The sequence below is a fragment of the Halorubellus sp. JP-L1 genome (assembly GCF_011440375.1).
Taxonomy (GTDB): Archaea; Halobacteriota; Halobacteria; order Halobacteriales; family Natrialbaceae; genus Halorubellus.
Genome location: NZ_JAAOIR010000001.1, coordinates 880,889 through 902,286 on the forward strand (window position 1 = coordinate 880,889; position 21,398 = coordinate 902,286).

General features: G+C 68.1%; 26 protein-coding genes. 17 read left to right on the forward strand and 9 right to left on the reverse strand.

Going from position 1 to position 21,398, the window contains the following annotated elements:
- Window positions 1-32 precede the first annotated feature (32 nt).
- The gene (locus G9C85_RS04495) at window positions 33-779 is read left to right on the forward strand and encodes an MBL fold metallo-hydrolase (protein ID WP_166037324.1); all 747 of its coding nucleotides are present in this window, start codon (window positions 33-35) and stop codon (window positions 777-779) included.
- Between the two features lie 69 nt (window positions 780-848).
- Here the strand turns inward: G9C85_RS04495 and G9C85_RS04500 are convergent, their stop codons facing one another.
- Window positions 849-2,120, reverse strand: a complete 1,272-nt coding sequence (locus G9C85_RS04500; RefSeq protein ID WP_166037326.1) for a M20 family metallopeptidase — start codon at window positions 2,118-2,120, stop codon at window positions 849-851.
- Window positions 2,117-3,283, reverse strand: coding sequence for a PLP-dependent aspartate aminotransferase family protein (locus G9C85_RS04505; RefSeq protein ID WP_166037328.1), 1,167 nt, complete (start codon window positions 3,281-3,283; stop codon window positions 2,117-2,119). Before G9C85_RS04505 ends, G9C85_RS04500 begins: the two co-directional genes overlap by 4 nt.
- A gap of 196 nt (window positions 3,284-3,479) precedes the next feature.
- Between G9C85_RS04505 and G9C85_RS04510 the strand changes: the two genes are divergently transcribed.
- The 5 genes from G9C85_RS04510 (at window position 3,480) to G9C85_RS04530 (ending at window position 8,565) form a co-directional block, all read left to right on the forward strand.
- Window positions 3,480-3,770 carry a winged helix-turn-helix domain-containing protein gene (locus tag G9C85_RS04510; protein ID WP_166037330.1) on the forward strand — a complete coding sequence of 97 codons (291 nt, stop codon included), beginning with the start codon at window positions 3,480-3,482 and terminating at the stop codon, window positions 3,768-3,770.
- 127 nt (window positions 3,771-3,897) lie between these two features.
- Window positions 3,898-4,287, forward strand: coding sequence for a hypothetical protein (locus G9C85_RS04515; RefSeq protein ID WP_369680767.1), 390 nt, complete (start codon window positions 3,898-3,900; stop codon window positions 4,285-4,287).
- A gap of 370 nt (window positions 4,288-4,657) precedes the next feature.
- Window positions 4,658-7,072 carry a PGF-CTERM sorting domain-containing protein gene (locus G9C85_RS04520; protein WP_205254305.1) on the forward strand — a complete coding sequence of 805 codons (2,415 nt, stop codon included), beginning with the start codon at window positions 4,658-4,660 and terminating at the stop codon, window positions 7,070-7,072.
- Window positions 7,073-7,281: 209 nt separating this feature from the next.
- Window positions 7,282-8,271, forward strand: coding sequence for a transcription initiation factor IIB family protein (locus G9C85_RS04525; protein WP_166037332.1), 990 nt, complete (start codon window positions 7,282-7,284; stop codon window positions 8,269-8,271).
- A gap of 114 nt (window positions 8,272-8,385) precedes the next feature.
- Window positions 8,386-8,565, forward strand: a complete 180-nt coding sequence (locus tag G9C85_RS04530) for a hypothetical protein (RefSeq protein WP_166037334.1) — start codon at window positions 8,386-8,388, stop codon at window positions 8,563-8,565.
- Between the two features lie 51 nt (window positions 8,566-8,616).
- Here G9C85_RS04530 and G9C85_RS04535 read toward each other — a convergent pair whose 3' ends face one another.
- Entirely contained in the window at window positions 8,617-9,021 is a 405-nt protein-coding gene (locus G9C85_RS04535) for a translation initiation factor IF-2 subunit beta (protein WP_166037336.1), read from the reverse strand.
- A gap of 397 nt (window positions 9,022-9,418) precedes the next feature.
- On the opposite strand from G9C85_RS04535, the gene G9C85_RS04540 reads away from it, so the two are divergent.
- Window positions 9,419-9,658, forward strand: coding sequence for a UPF0058 family protein (locus tag G9C85_RS04540; protein ID WP_166037338.1), 240 nt, complete (start codon window positions 9,419-9,421; stop codon window positions 9,656-9,658).
- A 240-nt stretch (window positions 9,659-9,898) separates the two neighbouring features.
- Here the strand turns inward: G9C85_RS04540 and G9C85_RS04545 are convergent, their stop codons facing one another.
- On the reverse strand, window positions 9,899-10,501 hold the full coding sequence (locus G9C85_RS04545) for a DUF555 domain-containing protein (protein ID WP_166037340.1): 603 nt from the start codon (window positions 10,499-10,501) through the stop codon (window positions 9,899-9,901).
- A gap of 175 nt (window positions 10,502-10,676) precedes the next feature.
- On the opposite strand from G9C85_RS04545, the gene G9C85_RS04550 reads away from it, so the two are divergent.
- On the forward strand, window positions 10,677-11,573 hold the full coding sequence (locus tag G9C85_RS04550) for a DNA-3-methyladenine glycosylase (RefSeq protein WP_166037342.1): 897 nt from the start codon (window positions 10,677-10,679) through the stop codon (window positions 11,571-11,573).
- 25 nt (window positions 11,574-11,598) lie between these two features.
- Here G9C85_RS04550 and G9C85_RS04555 read toward each other — a convergent pair whose 3' ends face one another.
- Window positions 11,599-12,828, reverse strand: coding sequence for a cation:proton antiporter (locus G9C85_RS04555; protein WP_166037344.1), 1,230 nt, complete (start codon window positions 12,826-12,828; stop codon window positions 11,599-11,601).
- A 23-nt stretch (window positions 12,829-12,851) separates the two neighbouring features.
- Window positions 12,852-13,349 (reverse strand): cation:proton antiporter regulatory subunit, encoded by a 498-nt coding sequence (locus G9C85_RS04560; protein ID WP_166037346.1) that lies wholly within the window; start codon window positions 13,347-13,349, stop codon window positions 12,852-12,854.
- A gap of 97 nt (window positions 13,350-13,446) precedes the next feature.
- On the opposite strand from G9C85_RS04560, the gene G9C85_RS04565 reads away from it, so the two are divergent.
- From G9C85_RS04565 to G9C85_RS04585, 5 genes are all read left to right on the forward strand, one after another.
- Window positions 13,447-14,454, forward strand: a complete 1,008-nt coding sequence (locus G9C85_RS04565; RefSeq protein ID WP_166037348.1) for an LLM class flavin-dependent oxidoreductase — start codon at window positions 13,447-13,449, stop codon at window positions 14,452-14,454.
- Window positions 14,455-14,487: 33 nt separating this feature from the next.
- The gene (locus tag G9C85_RS04570; protein ID WP_166037350.1) at window positions 14,488-15,057 is read left to right on the forward strand and encodes an NUDIX hydrolase; all 570 of its coding nucleotides are present in this window, start codon (window positions 14,488-14,490) and stop codon (window positions 15,055-15,057) included.
- Between the two features lie 103 nt (window positions 15,058-15,160).
- Window positions 15,161-15,715, forward strand: a complete 555-nt coding sequence (locus G9C85_RS04575) for a class I SAM-dependent methyltransferase (RefSeq protein ID WP_166037352.1) — start codon at window positions 15,161-15,163, stop codon at window positions 15,713-15,715.
- Window positions 15,716-15,875: 160 nt separating this feature from the next.
- Window positions 15,876-16,019 (forward strand): hypothetical protein, encoded by a 144-nt coding sequence (locus G9C85_RS04580; RefSeq protein WP_166037354.1) that lies wholly within the window; start codon window positions 15,876-15,878, stop codon window positions 16,017-16,019.
- Window positions 16,020-16,163: 144 nt separating this feature from the next.
- Complete coding sequence (locus G9C85_RS04585) at window positions 16,164-16,310, forward strand: hypothetical protein (RefSeq protein WP_166037356.1); 147 nt, start codon at window positions 16,164-16,166, stop codon at window positions 16,308-16,310.
- Between the two features lie 42 nt (window positions 16,311-16,352).
- Here the strand turns inward: G9C85_RS04585 and G9C85_RS04590 are convergent, their stop codons facing one another.
- Window positions 16,353-16,808 (reverse strand): hypothetical protein, encoded by a 456-nt coding sequence (locus G9C85_RS04590; protein ID WP_166037358.1) that lies wholly within the window; start codon window positions 16,806-16,808, stop codon window positions 16,353-16,355.
- A 171-nt stretch (window positions 16,809-16,979) separates the two neighbouring features.
- Here G9C85_RS04590 and G9C85_RS04595 point away from each other — a divergent pair, with 171 nt between their 5' ends.
- Both G9C85_RS04595 and G9C85_RS04600 read left to right on the forward strand, forming a co-directional pair.
- Window positions 16,980-17,279, forward strand: a complete 300-nt coding sequence (locus G9C85_RS04595; protein ID WP_166037360.1) for a DUF5779 family protein — start codon at window positions 16,980-16,982, stop codon at window positions 17,277-17,279.
- 156 nt (window positions 17,280-17,435) lie between these two features.
- A complete protein-coding gene (locus tag G9C85_RS04600) occupies window positions 17,436-18,647 on the forward strand; it encodes a nitrate/nitrite transporter (RefSeq protein ID WP_394352717.1) in 1,212 nt (403 codons plus the stop codon).
- A gap of 34 nt (window positions 18,648-18,681) precedes the next feature.
- Here G9C85_RS04600 and G9C85_RS04605 read toward each other — a convergent pair whose 3' ends face one another.
- Window positions 18,682-19,413, reverse strand: a complete 732-nt coding sequence (locus G9C85_RS04605) for a VOC family protein (protein WP_166037362.1) — start codon at window positions 19,411-19,413, stop codon at window positions 18,682-18,684.
- Window positions 19,414-19,537: 124 nt separating this feature from the next.
- Here G9C85_RS04605 and G9C85_RS04610 point away from each other — a divergent pair, with 124 nt between their 5' ends.
- Both G9C85_RS04610 and G9C85_RS04615 read left to right on the forward strand, forming a co-directional pair.
- Window positions 19,538-19,774, forward strand: coding sequence for an antitoxin VapB family protein (locus G9C85_RS04610; protein WP_166037364.1), 237 nt, complete (start codon window positions 19,538-19,540; stop codon window positions 19,772-19,774).
- A 3-nt stretch (window positions 19,775-19,777) separates the two neighbouring features.
- Entirely contained in the window at window positions 19,778-20,167 is a 390-nt protein-coding gene (locus G9C85_RS04615; RefSeq protein WP_166037366.1) for a type II toxin-antitoxin system VapC family toxin, read from the forward strand.
- 79 nt (window positions 20,168-20,246) lie between these two features.
- Here G9C85_RS04615 and G9C85_RS04620 read toward each other — a convergent pair whose 3' ends face one another.
- Window positions 20,247-21,398 (reverse strand): glycosyltransferase, encoded by a 1,152-nt coding sequence (locus G9C85_RS04620; RefSeq protein ID WP_166037367.1) that lies wholly within the window; start codon window positions 21,396-21,398, stop codon window positions 20,247-20,249.

Consider the following 21,398-nt stretch of genomic DNA (forward strand, 5'->3'; position numbering starts at 1 on the left):
TCGATGAAGTACCTATCGTGCGAACGTAACGCATGGCACGAACAGTGACGGCTCGGGACGGAGACGACCGCAGGGTGGCCGACGGCGTCTACCGGTTCGGGACCCGGCGCATCAACTGGTACGTCCTCGAGGCCGACGACGGCCTGACCCTCGTCGACGCCGGCCTCCCCGCTCACTGGCCGCAACTCGAGGACTGGCTCGTAGTGCACGACTACGGGTTCGAGGACGTCGCCGCGCTCGCGTTGACCCACGGCGACCCCGACCACGTCGGGTTCGCGAGACGCCTGGCCGACGAGGGCGTCCCGGTCTACCTGCATCCCGACGACCGCCATCACCTGCGGAACCCCTCCGACGGAGCGCCGGGCTGGTTCTATCGGAACCTCTGGCGGCCCGCATTCCTCCGGTACGCCGCCGAATTGGTCCGCGACGGCATCACGTCGATCGACCCCGTCGCGGAGTTCGAACCGATCTCGGACGGCGACGTGCTGCCCGTTCCCGGCGAACCGCGCGTGCTGTTCGCGCCGGGGCACACGCCCGGGTCCTGCGCGCTCTACGTCGAGGACCGCGACGTCCTGTTCTGTGGAGACGTGCTGGCCACGCGGAACATCTTCACCGGGCGAGAGAGCGGCCCGCAACTGCTCGGCGCGGCCGACGAGGACCACGAGGCCGCCAGGGCGTCGCTCGACCGACTCGCCGGTCTCGGCACGGTCACGCTCCTGCCGGGGCACGGGAATCCGATGGAGGGCGACGTGGACGCGATCATCGACCGGGCGCGCTGACGGCGCACCCTCGCACGCGTCCCGGACCGGCCTCGCGCGCCCTCGACGTCACACATCGCGCGCACGACGTCAGTCCGCGAGGTCGCCGTCGAGTGCGTCGTCGAGGTCGCCATCGAGGACGCGTTCGGCGACGGACTCGAGGACCCCGCGGGCGTCCCTGGCCTCGTCTAGGTCGACGTGCTCGTCGACGGTGTGTGCTTGCGAGAGGCTGCCGGGCCCCCAGACGACCGCGGGGATGCCGTCGGCGACGAACTCGCGGGCGTCGGTCGCGGCCTCCAGCCCCCACGGATCGCGCGGCGCACGGTCGCCGGTGCAGTCGCGGACGAGTTCGGCGAACGCGTGGTCGCTCGGGATGCTCGCGGAGCGATAGTACTGCACGGTCTCCACGTCGGCGTCGACGCCGTCCTCGCGCGCGGCAGCGTCCAGGACGGCCTCGACCTCGGCGTCGACGGCCTCGATGGACTCCGCGGGAAGCACCCGCCGGTCGAGCAGGAACTCGACGCCATCGGGCACGACCGCCATGTTCCCGTCCGTGCCGCCCTCGACGCTCGTGACGGTCGCGTACCCGCGACCGACGAGGTCGTCCACGCGCTCGCGCACCTCGGCGTCGTACGCGTCGAACCGGTCGAACAGCGCGCGGGCGCCGTCGAGCGCGTTCCGGCCCTCGTCCGGGTGGCTCGCGTGCGCGGACTCGCCGCGGACGGTGACGCGGTACGTGACGACGCCCTTCGCGCTCGTCGCCACGCGCAACTCGGTGGGTTCGAGCACGATCGCGCAGTCGCCGCCGTACCCCTCGTCGACGAGCGTTCGCGTCCCCGGCAGTCCGGTCTCCTCGCCCGCGGCGGCGTGCACGACGAGCGCACCGTCGAGATCGCCGGACTCGAAGCGCGGCGCCAGCTCGAGCGCCGTCGCGAGCGCGACCGCCACGCCCGTCTTCATGTCGGCGCTCCCGCGACCGTACAGCACGTCCCCGCCGCCTCGAACGTCCCCGCCGCCTTCCGCCGAGACGATCTCGCCAGCGTAGGGGTCGTGCGTCCACGCGCCCCGGTCGCCCGCGGGCACGACGTCCGTGTGCCCGTTCAGGACGAGGGTCGGACCGCCAGCGTCGTCGGCGCCGTCGTGGTCGCCGACGACGGCGACCGCGTTCGGTCGCTCCGGCGCCTCCGGCGTCGGCACCAGCTCGGCGTCGAGGCCGTGGTGCTCGCACCAGTCGACGACGTACTCGGCGACCGCACGCTCCTCGCCCGGCGGGTTCTCGCTCGGGATGCGAACGAGTTCCCGCGCGAGGCCCGCGACGTCGTCGGGGTACTCGCCGCCACTCGCTCCGGGTTCGCCCGTCATCGCTCGTCGAACGCCGCGGCGATGGCGTGCTCGACGTCCGCGACGAGGTCGTCGGGGTGCTCGGTGCCGACGCTCAGGCGCACGAGCGTCTCCGGGATGCCCGCGTTCGCGAGCGCCTCCGACGAGAGGTCCTGGTGAGTCATCGTCGCCGGGACCTCCACGAGGCTCTCGACTCCACCGAGGCTCTCCGCGAGCGTGATGAGTTCGAGGCCGGCAGCGAACTCGGTGACGGTGTCGACGTCGCCGTCGAGTTCGAACGCGACCATCGCGCCGAAGTCGTCCATCTGCTCGGCGGCGACGTCGTGGTTCTCGTGGGACTCGAGGCCCGGATAGTACACCTCGGTGACGTGCTCGTTCCCGACGAGCGCGTCGACGACGGCGCGCGCGTTCGCGCAATGGCGCTCCATCCGGGTCGAGAGCGTCTTCATCCCCCGGAGGACGAGGAAGCAATCGAACGGACTCGGGATGGCGCCCCGGCGGTACTGGACGTACTCCAGTTCCTCGGCCAGGTCGGCGTCGTTCGTCGCGACCGCACCCGCGATGGCGTCCGAGTGCCCGCACTGGTACTTCGTGAGCGACTCCACGGCGAGGTCCGCGCCCAGTTCGAGCGGCCGCTGGAGGTACGGCGACGCGAACGTGTTGTCGATGGAGAGCTTCGCGTCGTACTCGTGCGCGACCTCGGCCGCGCCCGCGACGTCCCCGACGTTCAGCATCGGGTTCGTCGGCGACTCGAAGTGCACGAGCGCGGTCTCCTCGCGCATCGCGTCCGCGATGGCGTCGACGTCCGTGATCGGGACCTGCGTCAGCTCGACGCCGTACTCGCTGTAGACGTCCGTCAGGAGGTCGTGGGTCTCCGCGTACAGGTTGTTCGCTGCGACGACGTGGTCGCCCGCGGAGAGCGTCGCCGTGAACACGGCGTCGATGGCGCCCATCCCGGACGCGAACGCGCTCGCGTGCTCGCCGCCCTCGAAGTTCGCGAACGACTCCTCGAGCGCCGTCCGCGTCGGCATCGCGTCCCGCGAGTACCGGAACCCGGCCTTCGTCTCCGTCGGCGACGCGTACTCGTACGTCGAGTTCGCGTAGATCGGCGGCATGAGCGCCCCATACGGGTCCCTGCGTTCGTGAGAGTGTACCTCCCGCGTCTCGAAGCGGTGGTCGTCCATGCACAATCCTCTCACGAGGAGCGCTAATAACTACCGCCAGAACCGGCAACCGCTCGCGACCCTCGACGCGTCGAGCATGCCCGCGGTCGTGCTCCAGGGAACGGCCGAGAGTGATCGTGGAGACGGTCGACGGTTCTCCGCCCGAATCGCCCGCCGTCGTTAGAGTCATGTGGTGGGGGCGAGTCGAGGGGAACGAATGGAGGGCGTCCTGTGGTACGTGTTGACCGGCACGCGAGGCGGTGAGAACCGCATTCGCCTGCTCGCGACCATCGACGACCGACCACGGAACGCCAACCAGCTCGCCGAGGCTCTCGACCTCGACTACAAGACCGTCCGGCATCACCTCGACGTGCTCGTGGACAACGACGTCGTGAAGAAGAGCGGCGACGACTACGGCGCCGTCTACCTCCCGACCCAGCAGTCCCGGGATCACTGGCACGTCGTCGAGGAGGTCGCGACGGAGGTCGACGTGGAGGTGGACGCATGAACGACTCGAGAACGCACCGCGAGGTCGTCCGTCGAGGCGCTCGCACAACGAAATCGACGAAGAGGGGAGAGACTGTGGCCGAAATTGGGAAAGAGTATATCCACGACAGTACGGTATGGTGGTGTAGATGAGTCTCTGGGTGCCCGTCGCGCAAGTCGCGGGTGAGATGCGGCTCCTGACGACTGTGGCGCAAGTCGCGGGTGAGATGCGGCTCTGGGTAACCGTGGCGCAAGTTGCAGCGGGCGTGAACGTCGTCCTGCTGCTGGCGCTGACGTACGTGTGGGGGCGGAACTACCTGAAGTTCCGTTCGAAGCATACGCTCGGGCTACTCGTCTTCGCGAGCCTCCTGCTCCTGGAGAACGTCGCCGTGGTGTACTACTACCTGCTCGATCCGATGCTCTCGGCGTGGTGGCACGACGACAGCCTCGTCCCCCAGGTCGTCTGGCAGTGGCAGCTCGCGCTCCACGTCGTGGAGGCCGTCGGCCTCGCGTTCCTGACGTGGGTGACGTGGGACTGACCGCTCGCGACCACACTCCCTAGCGCGGCCTCGTTCTCGCGTTCTCGCTGGCCCGATGGCGTCGTTGGTGACTTGATGGCGTCGTTGGTGGCTCAATGGCGTCGTTGGTGGCTCGATGGCGTACTCGCCGATCGAGATCAGGCTTGCGCACCGGTATCTCGATCTCCTCCGGTAGCGCGAATTTGGACCCGGAGGCCCCCGGCCTGGCACCGGCTAGTTTATAAGCCAGCCGTGGTCCACTGGTCGCAGCCTCGTTCCAGCGCCTCCGGCGCCCAAACGCGGGACGGGGGTGACTTTCGGGAGAGATTTGGGTGAGAGGCGGGCCGTAGTTCGGAATATCCTCTTTAAGTGGGTCGTGGTTGCAGGAAGTATGCGGTCACGCATACCCGTGCTACTGGTCGTCTGCATGTTCGCGATCTCCGGGGTCGCGACGGCGACGGCTGTGAGTACGCCAGCAGTCGACGCACAGGACGCGACGAACGACGCGACGCAAGCGATGGTGCAGTTCTCCGGCGGCACCACCGGCGGGACGACGGTCACGGTCGACCAGGTGACGCTCGACGAGGGCGGCTTCGTGACGATCCACGACAGCTCGCTCGGCGACGGCGACGTGCTCGGGAGCGTCCGCGGCACGAGCGAGTACCTCGAGCAGGGAACCCACGAGAACGTCACCGTGACGCTCGACGAACCCCTGAGCGGGGACGACACGCTGTTCGCGATGGCGCACCGGGACACGAACGGCGACCGCGCGTACGAGTTCGTCTCCTCGAACGGCGAGGTCGACGGCCCGTACACGACCGACGGCGACATCGTGATGGCGTCCGCGAACGTCACGGTGTCCGCGAGCGTCTCCGCGACCGACATCCCGACCAACGGCGGCGCCATCGTCGTCGACCGCGTCGAACTCTCCGAGGGCGGCTTCGTGACGATCCACGACGCCTCCGTCACCGAGGGTGCGGTGTTCGACAGCATCCGTGGCACGAGCGCGTACCTCGAGGCCGGCGTGCACGAGAACGTCCGCATCAACCTCCAGAGCGCGGTGACGCGGAACGCCACGCTCGTTCCGATGGCCCACATGGACACGAACGGGAACCAGGAGTACGACTTCGCGACGAGCGAAGGCAGTGCAGACGGGCCGTACGCGAACGCCGACGGCTCGGCGGTCGTCGATACGATGTCCGTCGTGCAGACGGACACCGCGGCCGCGACGTTCGCGAACCAGACCACCGGCGGCGAGCGCGTCGTCGTGGAGGACGTGTTCGTCCCCAAGGGTGGCTTCGTGACGGTCCACGACGCGAGCCTCCTGGACGGCGCGGTCTTCGATAGCGTCGCCGGCACGAGCGCGAAGCTCTCGCCGGGCTACCACGCAGAGGTCGAGGTCCTCCTGAACGAGTCCATCGAGAACGACTCGACGCTCGTCGCGATGCCGCACGAGGACTCCAACCGCAACGACCAGTACGACTTCGTGACGAGCGACGGCGCGGACGACGGGCCGTACACCGACGACGGTAGCGCGGTGGTCGACGCCGGGACGGTCTCGGTCAGCGCGACCGTCTCGATGGCCGACCAGTCCAGCGACGGCCGGACGGTCGTCGTCGAGGACGTCGACCTGAGCGAAGGCGGGTTCGTGACGATCCACGACAGTTCCCTCTTCGCGGGCGAGACGTTCGGGAGCGCGATCGGTACGAGCGAGTACCTCGAAGCCGGTCACCACGAGGCAGTGACGGTGACGCTCGACGAGTCCGTCCGGTCGACGGCGACGCTCGTCCCGATGGCGCACCGCGACACGAACGAGAACGAGCAGTACGACTTCCTCACGAGCGAGGGCAGCGACGACGGCCCATACGTCGCGAACGGCAGCGCGGTCGTCGACACGGCTCGCGTGAGCGTGCAGGCGGTCCTCGAGACGAGCGACCAGGAGACGAACGGGTCGACGGTGACGATCGACTCGGTGACGCTCCACGAAGGCGGGTTCGTGACGATCCACGACGCGTCCGTCACCGAGGGTGCGGTGTTCGAGAGCGTCCGCGGCACGAGCGAGTACCTCGGGCCGGGCACGCACGAGAACGTCACGGTCGAGCTCGACTCGGCGCTGAGCGAGAACGCGACGATCGTGCCGATGGTGCACCGCGACACGAACGAGAACGAGCAGTACGACTTCCTCACAAGCGAGGGCGCTGAAGACGGCCCGTACGTCGCCGCTGGCGGTGCGGTCGTGACGACGTCGCAGGTCACGGTCACGCCGGAGGCGACCGTGTCCTTCGGTGCGCAGGAGTCCGACGGCCAGACGGTCGTCGTCGACTCGGTGACGCTGAACAAGGGCGGGTTCGTGACGATCCACGACGCGTCCCTCCAGGACGGTGCGGTGTTCGAGAGCGTCCGCGGCACGAGCACGTACCTGGAGGCGGGCACGCACGAGGACGTCGAAGTCACGCTCGACTCGCCGGTCGAGGAGGACACGACGCTCGTCGCGATGCCGCACCAGGACACGAACGCGAATCAGGCGTACGACTTCGTCTCCAGTGAGGGCGCGAACGACGGGCCCTACGTCGCCGATGGCGGCGCCGTCGTTGCCGCCGGTCAGGTGACGTTCAGCGTCGAGATGGAGACTGGGATGGACGAGGGGACGTCGACGAACGACGAAGCGACGACGAGCGCGGAGACGACCGACGAGACCGCGATGGACGACGGTGCCGACGGTGACGCGGGCGGCTCGCCCGGGTTCGGCGTCGTGGTGGCCGTGCTGGCGCTTTTGGGCGCCGCGTTCCTCGCACGCCGTCGCTGACCACGACCGTATCCGATCGGTCTCCACACCGAATCCTACTTGAACGTTTCGCGCTCCGCCAACGGATTCAAGTATACATGGACTACCGTATTTAAAGAAGGCGAAACTTTTATATAGTTATCGCACTTACTATGGGTGAGGAACAGTCCTGCAGGGCTCGTCTATCTTCTCGCCCCGCAGTCGACCGCAACCCGATTCGAGGAACACACATGACCGACACCACAACCACGACGGAACGACACAGTACAGCCCGCACGGATGAGACGACAGTCGACGAGACGACCGAGAGCGTCGACGAGCGAACGTGCCCCGAGTGCGGCGGTTCGCTCCAGAGCCACGAGGCCCGCGGCGAGACCGTCTGCGGCGACTGTGGACTCGTCGTCGAGGAGGACGCCGTCGACCGCGGTCCCGAATGGCGTGCGTTCAACGCGAGCGAGAAGGACGAGAAGTCCCGCGTCGGCGCGCCCACGACGAAGATGATGCACGACGACGGGCTGTCGACGAACATCGGCTGGCAGAACAAGGACGCCTACGGCAACAGCCTCTCGTCCAACCAGCGCCAGAAGATGCAGCGCCTGCGCACCTGGAACGAGCGCTTCCGCACGCGCGACTCGAAGGAACGCAACCTCAAGCAGGCCCTCGGCGAGATCGACCGCATGGCGTCCTCGCTGGGGCTCCCGAAGAACGTCCGCGAGACCGCCAGCGTCATCTACCGGCGCGCGCTCGACGAGGACCTGCTCCCCGGTCGGAGCATCGAGGGCGTCGCGACCGCGAGCCTCTACGCCGCCGCCCGCCAGGCCGGCACCCCCCGCAGCCTCGACGAGATCGCGCTCGTCTCGCGCGTCGACAAGATGGAGCTGACGCGGACGTACCGGTACGTCGTCCGCGAACTCAACCTCGAGATCCAGCCCGCGGACCCCGCCCAGTACGTGCCGCGGTTCGCGAGCGAACTCGGCCTCAGCGACGAGGGCGAGCGACGCGCGCGCCAGCTGCTCGACGACGCACGGACCGCGGGCCTACACTCCGGGAAGTCCCCGGTCGGTCTCGCCGCCGCCGCGGTGTACGCGGCCGCGCTCCTCGTTAACGAGAAGGTCACGCAGAGCGAGGTCGGCGACGTCGCGAACGTCAGCGAGGTCACCATCCGCAACCGCTACAAGGAACTCCTGGACGCCTCGGACGCGGGGCTGGCGGCCGCCTGAACTGGAGCACGTTCGCAGTGGGCGCGTGACTGTCGACGGCGACGTCGCGAGCGGTGATCGGAGCGCGGTCGCGGGCGGCAAAGTTTTTCATGCCCGGTAGTGTTAGAGAGTGGCATGGTCGAGACGTACGTGAGACTTCTCTGCCCGGAGTGCGCGAAGGACTGGGAGACCGCCCCCGACGACCTCCCCGGTGCCGGCGACACGTTCCACTGTCCGAACTGTCACGCGAGCCGGCCGACGGCCGAGTTCATGCGCACCGACCACGACCTCTCCACGCTCAAGCAACTCGGCTGACCGACTCCGCGGTCTCGTTCTCGAGAGAACGCAGAAAGACAGTCCGTCCCTTCAGGTGCCCGTCGCCGACTGCGCGCCGCAGGCCTCGCAGCGGATGAGGAGCACGCCGTCCTCGCGCTCGAACACGGTGTCCGGCAGCCCGCACTCCGAGCAGCGCACGAACCCCTCGACGTAGTCGTCGACGGCCTCCTCGATGCGGACCACGCGGAACTCGCCCTTGAGGCGAGCGCGCCCGCTCTCGTCGATGTGCCCGCTCGTCCCCAGCTCGTTCTGGAGGAACTGCATCACGTGGTCTTCGTCGCGATTCAGGCGGTCGACCGTCGCCTGGAAGTTCTCGTACACCGTGAGCTTGCCCTCCTGACGGATCTCGGGGTCGGGAACGTCGAACCGGTCGCTAGCCGCCTCGATGTCGGGCGTCTCCGAAAGCGCTCGCTCGAGGTTCTCGTCGTAGTCCATACCCTCACTACGAGACGAGCGAGCCAAAAATCTTCATACTCCCACCACGACTTCCGACCGCGCGCGAACGACGCCCGCCATCCTGCGCGCGACGAACGCACGAACCGACCCCGGCGCAGACCGGTAGGGACCGCGTACTGTGCGGTTAGTCCCTCCTACTGGGGCGTCCGCCGACCCGGCTCTCGATCCGACTCGCGAAGACCCTCTCGCCATTGCCACTGGCACGGACCAGTGGCCTCGCGCGCCCGATTCGATTCCAGAACCGATGGGCCTAAATTCAATCTATTCGAGATTTTCACATGGCCGCTACCCGCGATATCACCGGGTATTCAAGAGAGGTGTGTTAACGCGACACGGGATAATAATATAACCCTGGGGCCGATAGATGGTTTTGGTTATGAAGAAGCAGGAGCTCATTCACCTTCACGGCCTTCTTGCCGAGGTATCCGGACAGTACGACACATGGAGCGACGGCGACCTCGACCTCGAGGAATACGAATCCCTCGGGATCCGACCAACCTCCATTCACAAATCCAAAACCGATCACAAGGCGGCGGTGTTTGCACTCGCAGGTGGCATCACGTCCGACATGAGTGACGAGCCGGAGACGGAAACGGTCGCTCCGACCGCCGACTGAGGATCACAGTCGCGTTCTGCGCTACTCACGTCGACCAGCCTCGGCCATCTCCTGCGCGCGCCAGCGCGACCGCTCACTACGCATCACTGGCGCGGCCGCGCGCGAGGTCCAGCGTCTCGAAGACGCAACCTATCTCGCATTAATCGGTTGCTACGACTCGTTCGCGGACAAACACAGTTGGGCTCCGCTTCGGACGCGGAGGGCGGGTGTTCGATGCAGGACGTCGTCGCGCGCGGTCGGTTACTCGATCAGGTCCTCGAACTCGGGGAGGACGTCCTCGCCGCCACCGTCGTCCGCGTCGGTCGTCGTGGATCCGCCGTCCGCGAGGTCGGTGGAGACGTCGTCGACGACGGACTCTTCCGTGGTCGTGCTCGAGACATCGTCGTCGTCCGACGCCTCCTCGTCGCTCGAGGACTCCTCGTCGGTGCTCGAGGACTCCTCGTCGGTGCTCGAGGACTCCTCGTCGGTGCTCGAGGACTCCTCGTCGCTCGACGAGTCGTCGTCGTCCTCGACGACCTCGACGGAGAGCACCTCCAGGGGGATGTTCTCGAGCTGGCCGCCGATCTCCTTCCGGGCGATCCGGGAGGCGTGCTCCTCGCGCTCGACGTTGAACACCTTCAGCTCGAGTTCGAGCGCGACGAGGCTCTCGTCGGCGGCGAGGAACGCCGGGTCGAGGTCCTCGTGGCAGTGCGGGCAGACGCGTTCGCCCATGTTGATCTCGACGTAGTTGAGGTCGGGGTTCAGCATCTCGCCGGTCTTCGAGATCGCGATCCGTACCGCCTCGTCGGCCGTCGACACGTCGTACACGGGTACCGCCGCTTCGACGACGACTCTGCAGTCCATAGCTAGGTGTGCGTACACCTGCCACCGGTATCAAGGTTGGCGTTGACCCGGGCGGTATCGCGTGACGGCGGGCGGTTCCGGCCTCGGATCGGGCACGTTCAAGTGGGCGCGGGCGACGGCCGCACCTGGCCGAGGGACCGAAAGCCCGATACACGGACGGCCCCCTCCGACTGGTATGCACTCCGGGCGCATCCCACTCGCGGACCTCGCCGGCGGCGTCGACCTCGCCGCGACGCTCGAGAGCGGCCAGTCGTACCTCTGGCGGCGCGAGGACGGCGGCGCGTACGCGGGCGACGTGACGACGGACCGCCAGTTCGACGCCTACCCGTGGTACTACGCGGTGCCCGACGGCGAGGTGGTGCGGGTCCGGAAGACCGACGACGCGCTCGTCTGGGAGGCCACGGTCGACGCGCACGACCGCCTCGTACGCCTGCTTCGGCTCGACGACGACCTGGACGGCATCTTCGCCGACGCCCCGGACCTCCCGCTCGTCGACGACGCGCTCGCCGCGTTCCCCGGGCTCCGGCTCGTCCGCGACCCGCCCTTCGGCTGCCTGATCTCCTTTATCTGCTCGACGCAGATGCGCGTCGAACGCATCCACGAGATGGTGAGCGGTCTCGCCCGCGCCTACGGCGACTCCGTCCAATTCCGTGGCGATACGTACCACGCGTTCCCGAAGCCAGCGCAACTCGCCGCGACCACGGAAGCCGAGTTGCGCGACCTCGGACTGGGCTATCGCGCACCGTACGTGAAGCGGACCGCGGAGATGGTCGCCGACGGCACCGCCCACCCCGCCGACGCCCGCGGCCGCGAGTACGAGGCCGCCCGCGAGTACCTCACGCGGTTCGTCGGCGTCGGCGACAAGGTCGCGGACTGCGTCCTCCTGTTCTCGCTCGACTACCTCGAAGCCATCCCGCTCGACACGTGGATGCAGACCGTCGTCGCCGACCACTACCCCGACTGCGAGAAGGGGAACTACGCGGAGACGTCGCGCGCGCTCCGCGAGCGCTTCGGCGGCCAGTACGCCGGCTACGTCCAGACGTACGTCTTCCACCACCTCCGGACCGCCTGACTGCGGACGACCCTCGACGGGCGGGTCACTCCTCGGCGCCGCGTTCGCTCGACATCGCCTCGATGCGCGGGACGACGGCGTCCTCGATCACGTCCGAGTACTGCATCAGCGTCGTGCCGAGAACGCTCATCACGAGCACGTACCCGACGGCGAACGCGTAGATCGTGTTCGCGACGTCCTCGGGGAGCGTCGTGCCGGCGCCCGAGAGCGCGAGCGTGGCGATGATGAGCGTGAACTCGCCGCGCGTCGTCATCCCGAGTCCGACGCGCGTCGAGCGTTTCACGTCCAGGTCGTAGATCCGACCGCCGATGTACCCGCTCGCGAGCTTCGTCGGGGTCGTCACGACCACGGCGAGCGCGATCAGCCAGAGGACGTCACCGAAGAGCAACGGGTCAGTGACGAGCCCGATCCAGAAGAAGAAGATCGCGGCGAACACGTCCCGGAGCGGTTCGAGGATCGACTCGATGTCGTGGACGTGAGTGGTCGAGGAGAACGCCATCCCGACGAAGAACGCCGTCACCGCTTCGCTCACGCCGAGCGCCAGCCCGAGACCGGCGACGGGGACGGTGATACCGATGGCGCGCAGAACGAGGAACTCCTTGGAGCCAGTGTCGAGGACGCGCTCGAAGAACGGCGTGCCGTAGTGGACGGCCACGAGCAGTACGACGATGAAGCCGACCGCTATCCCCATCGACTGGAGTGCGTCCCCGATGTCGCCGCCGCCGAGCAGGAGCGCCGACGCGACGACGAGGTAGACGGCGATGACGAGGTCCTCGTAGACGAGCGTGCCGAGCATGGGGCTGGCCTCGTCGTTCGCGACCCACCCGAGGTCGATGAGGGACTTCGAGATGATCGCCGACGACGAGATGTAGACCGCGCCAGCGACCAGGAACGCCGGGAGAGCCGCCCGGAACACGACGTACCCGAGGACGAGGCCGACGCCGAAGTTCACGACGAAGTCGACGGTTCCCGCCTTCCCGATGCGGTCTCGACTCTCGAGGAGCCGCTGGAGGTTGAACTCGAGGCCGAGGAACAGGAGGAGGAGGACGATCCCGAGCTCCGCGCCGAGCGCGACGAACTCGGTCTCCGCGAGCGAGTACGCCGTGAGTCGCCCACTCACGTACGGGTTGAGGAGCATTCCGGCGGCGATGTAGAACGGGATGACGGACTGTCTGACGCGGCTCGCGACGGCGCCGACGACGGCGACCGTCGCGAACAGCACGCCGAGTTCCAGGAGGGCGAATTCACTCGCCACGAACGATCACGTGGAGGCCCCCATCAGTTCTCGACGGTACCGCTGGTCACGAGCTCGTCGAAGTCGTCGACGTCTCCCTGTGCACCGATGACGACGAGCGTGTCCCCGGCGTCGATCGTCGAATCCGGCCCCGGTGACGGGACGAGGTCGCCCTCGCGCTGAATCGCGACGACGGAGACGCCCGTGCGTTCCCGGATCCGGGCTTCGGCGAGCGTCTGCCCGACGAGTTCGGCGTCCGCGTCGACCGTGTACCACTCGAGGAGCGTGCCGTCGGCGAGCATGGTCTCGACGCGGTCGCTCTCGACGGGCTGGAAGTGCGCGCCCTCGAGGATGGAGCCGACGGTGCGCGCGAGGCGATCGGAGAGTTCGAGGACCTTGTTCGCGTCGGCGTCGGGGTGGTCCTTCCGGAACACCTCGCGCTTCCCGGTGTTGTGGACGACGACGACGAGTCGTTCCCCGCCACCGAGTTCCACCTCGAACTTCTTGCCGACCCCCGGAAGGTCGGTCTCGTAGACGGTCATATCGATTCATTCGGACGGGGTAGTATGAATCTGGTGCGAGTTCGGCACCGGCGCCGCGTCGCGAACCCTTAATGTCGGCGGGGTTCGAGGTCGACGTATGGAACTCGGTACGGGCCTTTTCACCTGTCAGTCGCGGCCGGACGACGACCGCTCGATGGACGAGCTCTACGACGAGATGCTGACCGTCGCGGGCGCCGCCGAGGACGCGGGCCTGGACTCGGTGTGGGTCTCGGAGCATCACTTCTTGGAGGACGGCTACCTGTCGGGGACGATGCCGAGCCTGGGCGCGCTCGCCGCGGCGACGGAGGAGATCGAGATCGGGACGTGCATCGCGCTCGCGCCGCTGTACGACGGCGTGCGGCTCGCGGAGGACGTCGCGACCGTGGACAACATCGCGGGCGACCGCGTGACCCTCGGGTTGGCGATCGGGTCGAATCCGGCGGAGTTCGACGCGTTCGGCGTCCCGATCGAGGAGCGCGCGGAGCGCCTCGCCGACCAGGTCGCGCTCCTGAAGGCGGCGTGGAGCGAGGGCCCGTTGGAGTACGACGCGGAGTTCCACGACGTCGACTCGGACGTGAACGTGACGCCGAAGCCGGTCGGGAACGACGTCCCGATCATGCTCGGCGGCGGCGCGAAGCCCGCGGTGCGGCGTGCGGCCCGCGAGGCCGACGGCTGGTGCGCGCCCTCGAAGTTCTCCATCGGCGGCGTGAAGAAGCGCGTCGAGGACATCGAGAACGTCCGCGAGCACGAGGGCGTCGACGGCGAGTTCACGAACTACGTCCTCCAGCACGGCTGGGTCGGCGACTCGAAGGAGGAGGCCTGGGAGACGATGAAGGACGGCTACTTCTACATCCAGCGGCGGTACGCGGAGATCTTCGGCGGCGAGCCCGTCGACGAACTCGACGACGAACGCAAGCGGGAGCTCAAGGAGCAGGCGATCTACGGGACGCCCGAGCAGGTCGTCGAGGAACTGGAGACGTACCGGGAGGCGCTGGGCGACGACGTCCACTTCATCTTCCGCACGTACCACCCCGGCGTCGGGACCGACGAGATGATCGAGTGCATCGACCGCCTCGGGAGCGAGGTCGCGCCCGAACTCCGATAACTTCTTCCTCGCCGCTGTCGTTCGCCTGCGTCCATGACTGATGCCGACGAGCGGGACGTTCGACCGATGGTCCTGGGGGTCGTCTGGCGCGACCCGCAGACGGTCGAGGCGGGCGAGCGCGACCGTGCTGGTGAGCGCGACCGTGCTGGTGAGCGCGACCGCACTGGTGACGAGCACGGGAGGCGCGAGTTGCTCGTCTCGCGCCTCGGTCCGTTCGAGGACGACGGCGAAGTGTTCCATCGGCCGCCGGGCGGCGGCGTCGAGTTCGGGGAGACGACCACCGAGGCCGTCGTTCGCGAGTACGACGAGGAACTCGATGCGACGGTGACCGTCGAGGGGTTCGCGGGCGTCGTCGAGAACCGCTTCGAGTTCTGCGGCGAGCGCAACCACGAGCTCTGCTTCGTGTACGAGGTCGCGTTCACGGACGACGACCGGTACGCGAGACGGTCGATGCACGGCGTCGAGCACGACACCGACGTCACGTACGAGACCGAGTGGGCGACGCTCGACGACCTCGAAGCGCGCGCGGAACCTCTCTACCCTCCGGGACTGCGCGACGTCCTCGAAAGCGACCGGTCACGCGTCGCGCCACCGGCGGAGTGAGATCGCCTGCGGCCATCGTTGCTCTGGGTCGTCGGTCAAGGTCGCGAGCCGGTCTGGGTGCCGCGACAGCGGGGTTCTTGTCGCTCGCCGCGGTAGCGTCGGTATGGGATTCCACACGTTCCCCGTGGAGCGCGCCGACGCGCTCGAGGACCCGTCTCGCTACCGGTACTGTTCGCGCGAGGAGCTCGTCGCCGCGCTCGCGCTCGACGGCTCGGAGACGGTCGCGGACCTCGGTTCCGGTACCGGGTTCTACACGGACGACGTCGCGCCGTTCGCGGGGTCAGTGTACGCGGTCGACGTCCAGTCGGAGATGCACGACGCGTACCGCGAGAAGGGCGTGCCGGCGAACGTCCAGACGGTGACGGCCGCGGTCGACGACCTGCCGTTCGGCGACGGCGAGCTGGACGCTGCGTTCTCGACGATGACGCACCACGAGTACGCGAGCGAGGCCGCGTTCGCGGAGCTGCGACGCGTGCTCGCATCGGGCGCGCGCCTGGTGACGGTCGACTGGTCGGCGACCGGCATCGGGGAGGACGGGCCGCCGACCGACGAGCGGTACGCGCTCGAGGACGCCGCGTACGCACTCGAGACGGCGGGGTTCGAGGTGGTTGCCGGGAGCGAACGACCGGAGACGTACCGACTGGTCGCGTCGGCCTGACCGAGCGCCTGAGCTGTCCCGCCAAGCGTCGTTTCCCGGGGCAAAACTGGACGGTCGGGCACCACCCTTGGACAGCATTAAACAATATGGGTTCTTCTGGAGGATGTGGTGTTCATTCAGGGTGAGCCTTAACTGCGTGAGTTAGTCACACACAACCACGATGGTACGAACGGACGCGTACACGCCGAACGGGGCCGAGTACGAGTGCGTGCGCTGCGGCGCGCGCCTCGAGAGCGAAGCGGACTCCTGCGACGACCCGTTCTGCGACGGGACGCCGCGGAACATCGCCGTCGCCAGAGAGTAGTCGGCAGAGAGTAGTCGCCACTCGACGCCGACAGTCGATCCGACCCCAGTGCGCGCACCGGTCGCCCGGACACAGCGCTAGGTGTCGAGATGTCGCACCGAAACAGGATTTATTACCGTGGATATCAATAGCTATCCTGGAAAGATGGGCGAACGTACCAAGGCTCCCGACGAGACGGTACAGGCGTTCGAATGCTCGCGCTGCGGGGAGCGCCTCGACGGCCCCGACGACGACTGCTCGGACCCGCTGTGCGAAGGCGACCCCCGCAGCGTCGCCACCGGGCGAGAGTAGCGGCCGCCAGCGCGACCCAGCTCGACGAGGGAGTCCGCGTCGTCAGAAGTCCGGGAGGTCGTCGGGCTCCTCGTAGTCGCCCTCCCAGTCGATGTACTCTGCCTTGAGGACGTCGCAGACGACCTGGCCGAGTTCCGTCAGGGACGCGTTGATGCTCGAGGCCACGCCCCACGAGTCGATATCCGGGTGATAGTTCCGCTCCTTCCAGTCCTCCGGGATGCCCGGCGCGTGATAGCCGACGCGCTCCGCGTACGAGTCCCAGAAGAAGTCGAACTCGCCGAGCAACCCGAGATCCTCGACGATCGCGTACTCGTCGTCGTCCATCCCGGTGTCGTCGCTCCACTCGTCGAACGCGCGCTCCCACGCCCCGTCCTCGAGGAACCCCTCGATCTCGTCGCGCCGATAGTCCGTGTCGCCGACGACTTCGGCGTCCTCGTACTCGTTCGGGTCGTGGGACTCCAGCTCTGGCGGCTCGGGGACGTCCACGTCGAGACTCATAGTGGGGACGACGGCGACGGCGGCGATAAACCTGTTCCACGAGCGACCGGCGTCGGTCGCGTACTCGCCTGCACGACCGGCCGACGACGGTCGTTCTCACGGACGAAATCGGGCGGTTCCGGCGTTCGCGTGGACGGAACTGTTTAGTTCCGGCCCACCAAGGAGTGGCGTATGAGCGACTTCGACCTCGACCTGCGGGCCGTCGAGGACCACCTCGAAGACGAGGAAGCGGAGGGTGAGATGGCGGGCAGCATCCGATTGGGCGTCCTCGACGGGACGACGCCCAGCCGCGAGTGGCACGACGCCGTCATGTCCGGGAACGTCCTCGTGCTCGACGTCCAGGGCGACGTGAACGAACTCGCCGCCGGATTCGCGCGAGACGTCCGCGAGGACGACGGCGAACTCGTCCACTTCCGGGGGTTCCTCATCGTCGCACCGCCGGGCATCGAGATCGACACGAGCGACCTCTGAACGCCAGACGGCTTCCCGAGCGCAGACCGCCACGAGACGCCCGCCGCCGCTGACGGCACCGCGACGCGGACCCCCTCGACGACTGCGCCGCCCGCGACCGCGGCCGCGTCCGCCGCTTTCCGTCGTATTATATCGTCGGCCCCGAACGTCAACGCAGTGAGCGATAGCTATCGAGTCCGCGGCGTCGACGTGCGAACGATCGCGCTCGTCGCCGGGATGTTCGTCCTGTCGGCTGCCGCTGGCGCGTACGAGATCGCGCCCGCGAGCGTGATTCCGCTCGTCCGCGACGGCCTCCAGATCGGACCGACGGCGGCGGGCTGGCTCGTGAGCGTGATGTACCTGACCGCGGTCGTCCTGAGCGTCCCCGTCGGCGTCGCGCTCGACCGGTTCGACGTCCGGAACGCCGTCACCGCCGCCGCGCTCGCGCTCCTCGTCGCCGGCGTCTGGGGGTGGGTCGCGGCCACCGAGGGGTCGTACTGGTCGCTGTTCGCGTCCCGCGCGCTCGGCGGGTTCGCGTACGTCGTGTTCTGGAACGCGGGCGCTGACGTCGTCGGGCAGGCCGTCGACGCCGACGTCCGCGCGACCGCCGTGAGCGCGTTCACCGCGAGCGCGCCCGTCGGGTTCGCGTTCGGCCAGTTCGGTTCCCCGCTCGTCGCCGACGCTTTCGGGTGGCCGGCGATCTTCCCGTTCTTCGCGACCGTCGCCGTCCTCGGCATGGCGACGTTCCTCGCCGCGACCGCCGGCGAGTCGTTCCGCGACGTCGTCGAGACGCCACCCGCGTCGCGCGCGCAGTTCCGGAGCGTGTTCGCGAACCGCGCGGTCTGGACGCTCGCCACGCTGTCCTTCCTCGCGTTCTCGCTGTACCTCTTCCTCAACACGTGGCTCCCGAGCTACCTGGAGAACCAGCTCGACGTCTCGCTTGCGCTCGCCGGCGCCCTCACCGCGCTGTTCCCCGCGGTCGGCGTCGTCGCACGCACCGGCGGTGGCGTCCTCTCCGACCGCTTCTTCGGCGGCGCCCGACGCCCCGTCGTCGTCCTCTCGTTCCTCGGGACGACGCCCGCGCTCGTCGGGTTCGTCGCGATCGCAGAGGTCCCCGCGGTCGTCGCGTTCACCGTCGTCTCCGGGTTCACGATCCAGCTCTCGCTCGGCCTCCTGTTCACGTACGTGACCGAAGTCGTCCCCGAGGAGGTGACGACGACCGCCATCTCGACGATGACGAGCGTCGGCCTGTTCGGCGCGTTCCTCGCCCCCATCGTCGCCGGGGAACTCATCGAGCGCTCGGGCTACCAGGCGGCGTTCCTCGCGGGTCTGGTGGTCGCGCTCGCCGGTGTCGTCCTGGCGTGGCGCGCGCCCGACGTCGAAGTATAATCCGGTGCGTGGTCGAGCGAGACCGGTCTGTGGATCACTCGGCGTGGAACGTCAGGACGTGCCCGTCCGGGTCGTGGACGCGAACGGCGCCGCAGGACCCAGCGGCGTCGTCGAGTTCCTCTCGGTCGGTGACGCGGTCCGCGACCGCGTCGACCGCCTCGCTGGGGTCGTCGGTCGCGAACCCGAGGTCGACGTGGACGCCGCCGCGAGCGTCCGCGAGCCCGAGGTGTGGTTCCCAGAGTTCGAGCGCCATCGGGCCGTGCATGCGGACGCGCTTCCGGCCCGCTCCCTCGTCGACGGTCTCGAACCCGAGGTCGGCGTAGAACGACTCCGCGCGCTGGAGGGCCGCGACCTCGAGGACGACCTCGAACACGCCGTCGACGCCGGGACCGTCGACGGCCTGCTGGCCGAGTTCCACGCAGTTCCCGTCCGGGTCGTAGAGATAGAGGGACCGCGCGTCCCCGAACACGTGTTCGTCGAGGTCGAAACCCGCCGCCTCGAGGTTCTCCCACCACTCGTCGTACTCCTCGGAGGGGATCGACATCGCGTAGTGCGTGTGCAGGCCGCCGCGCGGGACCGCGTTCGGCCGACGGAGCACGAGCGCGGTGTCGCCGGCTGCGAACGCGGCCTGCTCGCCGGCGCGCGCGAGCGACGCGGGCAGGTCGGCGTCCTCGAGCGCACCCATCGACAGCGTCTCCGCGTAGAATTCGCTCGCCACCGGCACCTCCTTCACTTCCAGCGCCAGCCACGACAACCCCGAGAGCATACGTCGACTTCGAGCGACGACGGCAAGAAAGTTCGGCGCATCACATCGAGTCGGTCGAACCTCTGGAACACTCCAGGTCGCCGCGGCGAAACGCCTAACTGCGACTGCATACAACCGTATGCATATGTCGAAAAGCATCCGTCTATCCGAGGACGCCTACGAGCGGCTTGCGGCCCATAAACGCGAGGGGGAGACGTTTTCGGACGTCGTGCTCCGGCTCGCCGGGGAACGGTCGCTCCTCGAACTCGCAGGCATCCTGGACGACGACGACGCCGACGCGATGCGCGCCGCCGTCGACGAGCGACGCGAACGCCGTAGCGACGAACTCGAAGACGTCGCCGACGAGATGCGGGAGGCCTAGGACGTGCTCCTCGATACGTCGTTCCTCATCGACCTCATGAACGGCGACGAAGGCGCCGTCGAGAAGGCTCGCGAACTGGAGTCAAATCTCGTCCAGCAGCGGCTCTCGGCGATGACGCTGTTCGAGCTGTACTACGGAGCCGCCCGCTCGAACCAGCCCGGATCTGAACGGGAGAAAATAGAGAACGTGCTCGCCTCGAAACCGATCCAACCAGCCGACTCGGCCGTAATGCGGAAAGCCGGTCGACTCTCGGGGGAACTCATGAACGACGGTAACGCCGTCGGCGACGGTGACGTCATCATCGCAGCAACGGCCGCCGTCCTCGAAGAACCCGTTCTGACGCGGAACGTCGACGACTTCGAACGACTCGACGTCGAACTCGAAACGTACTGAGGCCAGCGTTCGACTTCTCGGACGAAGACGTTCGGAGCGGAGGCCGTCCGGGGCTCGTCGACGGAGTCACTCGATTCGCTCAGTTCTCGAACGCTTCGCGGAGTTCCTCGTCGACCTCCCAGGTGCCGTCGCCCTTGCCGCGGAGGAGTTCGATGCTGGCGCGGAACAGCGACACCTGCGTGTCGAACAGCGAGTAGAGGGGGGCGAGCGGGCCGAGGCTGTCCCGCGAGCCGAGTGCGACGAATCCGGCGAGTGCGGCGAGGACGCCGACGCCGGCGAGGACGTGGACGGACGCGGCGGCGGCGCCGACGAGGAGGACGTCGAGCATGACGAGCCACGGGGAGACGATCATGAACCACCAGTTGAACGGGAGGACGACCGTCCCGTAGTTGCCGTGCTTGCCGAGGGCGTCGCGGTGCTGGGCGAGCAGCCGGATGAGGCCCATGCCGCGGCGGTCCTTCTGCGTGCGGCGCTTCCGGAACGCGGAGTGACTCGCCTCCTTGTAGCGGACCGCGGGGTCGAACACGACCCTGTTCTCGGGGCCCTGCCGACGGATCCGGAGCGCGAGTTCGGTGTCGTCCGCGAGCGAGTTCGGGTCGATCGGCGTGATGGCGTCGTTTTCGAAGGCGGAGAACGGCCCGTGGAAGATGAACGTCGAGTCGAGGTGGCTCTCGAGCGTCTGGATGTGACTCTGGACGCCGCGGTAGCCGGATTCGACCTCGCTCCCCCCGAGGACTTCGACGTTCGTGCCCGTGACGGCGGCGACGTCGTCGTCCGCGAGGTTCGCCGCGGCCTCCCTGAGGACGTCCTCGGGGAGCAGCGAGTCGCAGTCGGTCTTCACCACCATCTCGTGCTCGGCGGCCGCGTACGCGTCGTTCAGCGCCGGTGCGAGCCCGCGTCGCTCGGTCTCCTCGATGAGGTTCAACTCGGGGTGCTCGCGGTCCGCGAAGAACTCCCGGATGATCTCGGGCGTCTCGTCCTCCGAGGAGTCGACGACCACGAGTTCGACCTTCTCCATCGGGTAGGAAAGCGCCATGACGTCCTCGAGTTTCTGCTCGACGATCCCGGACTCGTTGTACGTCGGGAGGACGATGCTCACCTCGGGCTCGGCGGCTTCCTTCGCCGCCGGGGATCCCGACGGGCGGACGATAGCGTAGAGGACGCCGAACGCGACGTAGGGCGCGAGCGTCAGCGCGACCGCCACCGCGGCAGCGAAGACGAGCCAGTTCAT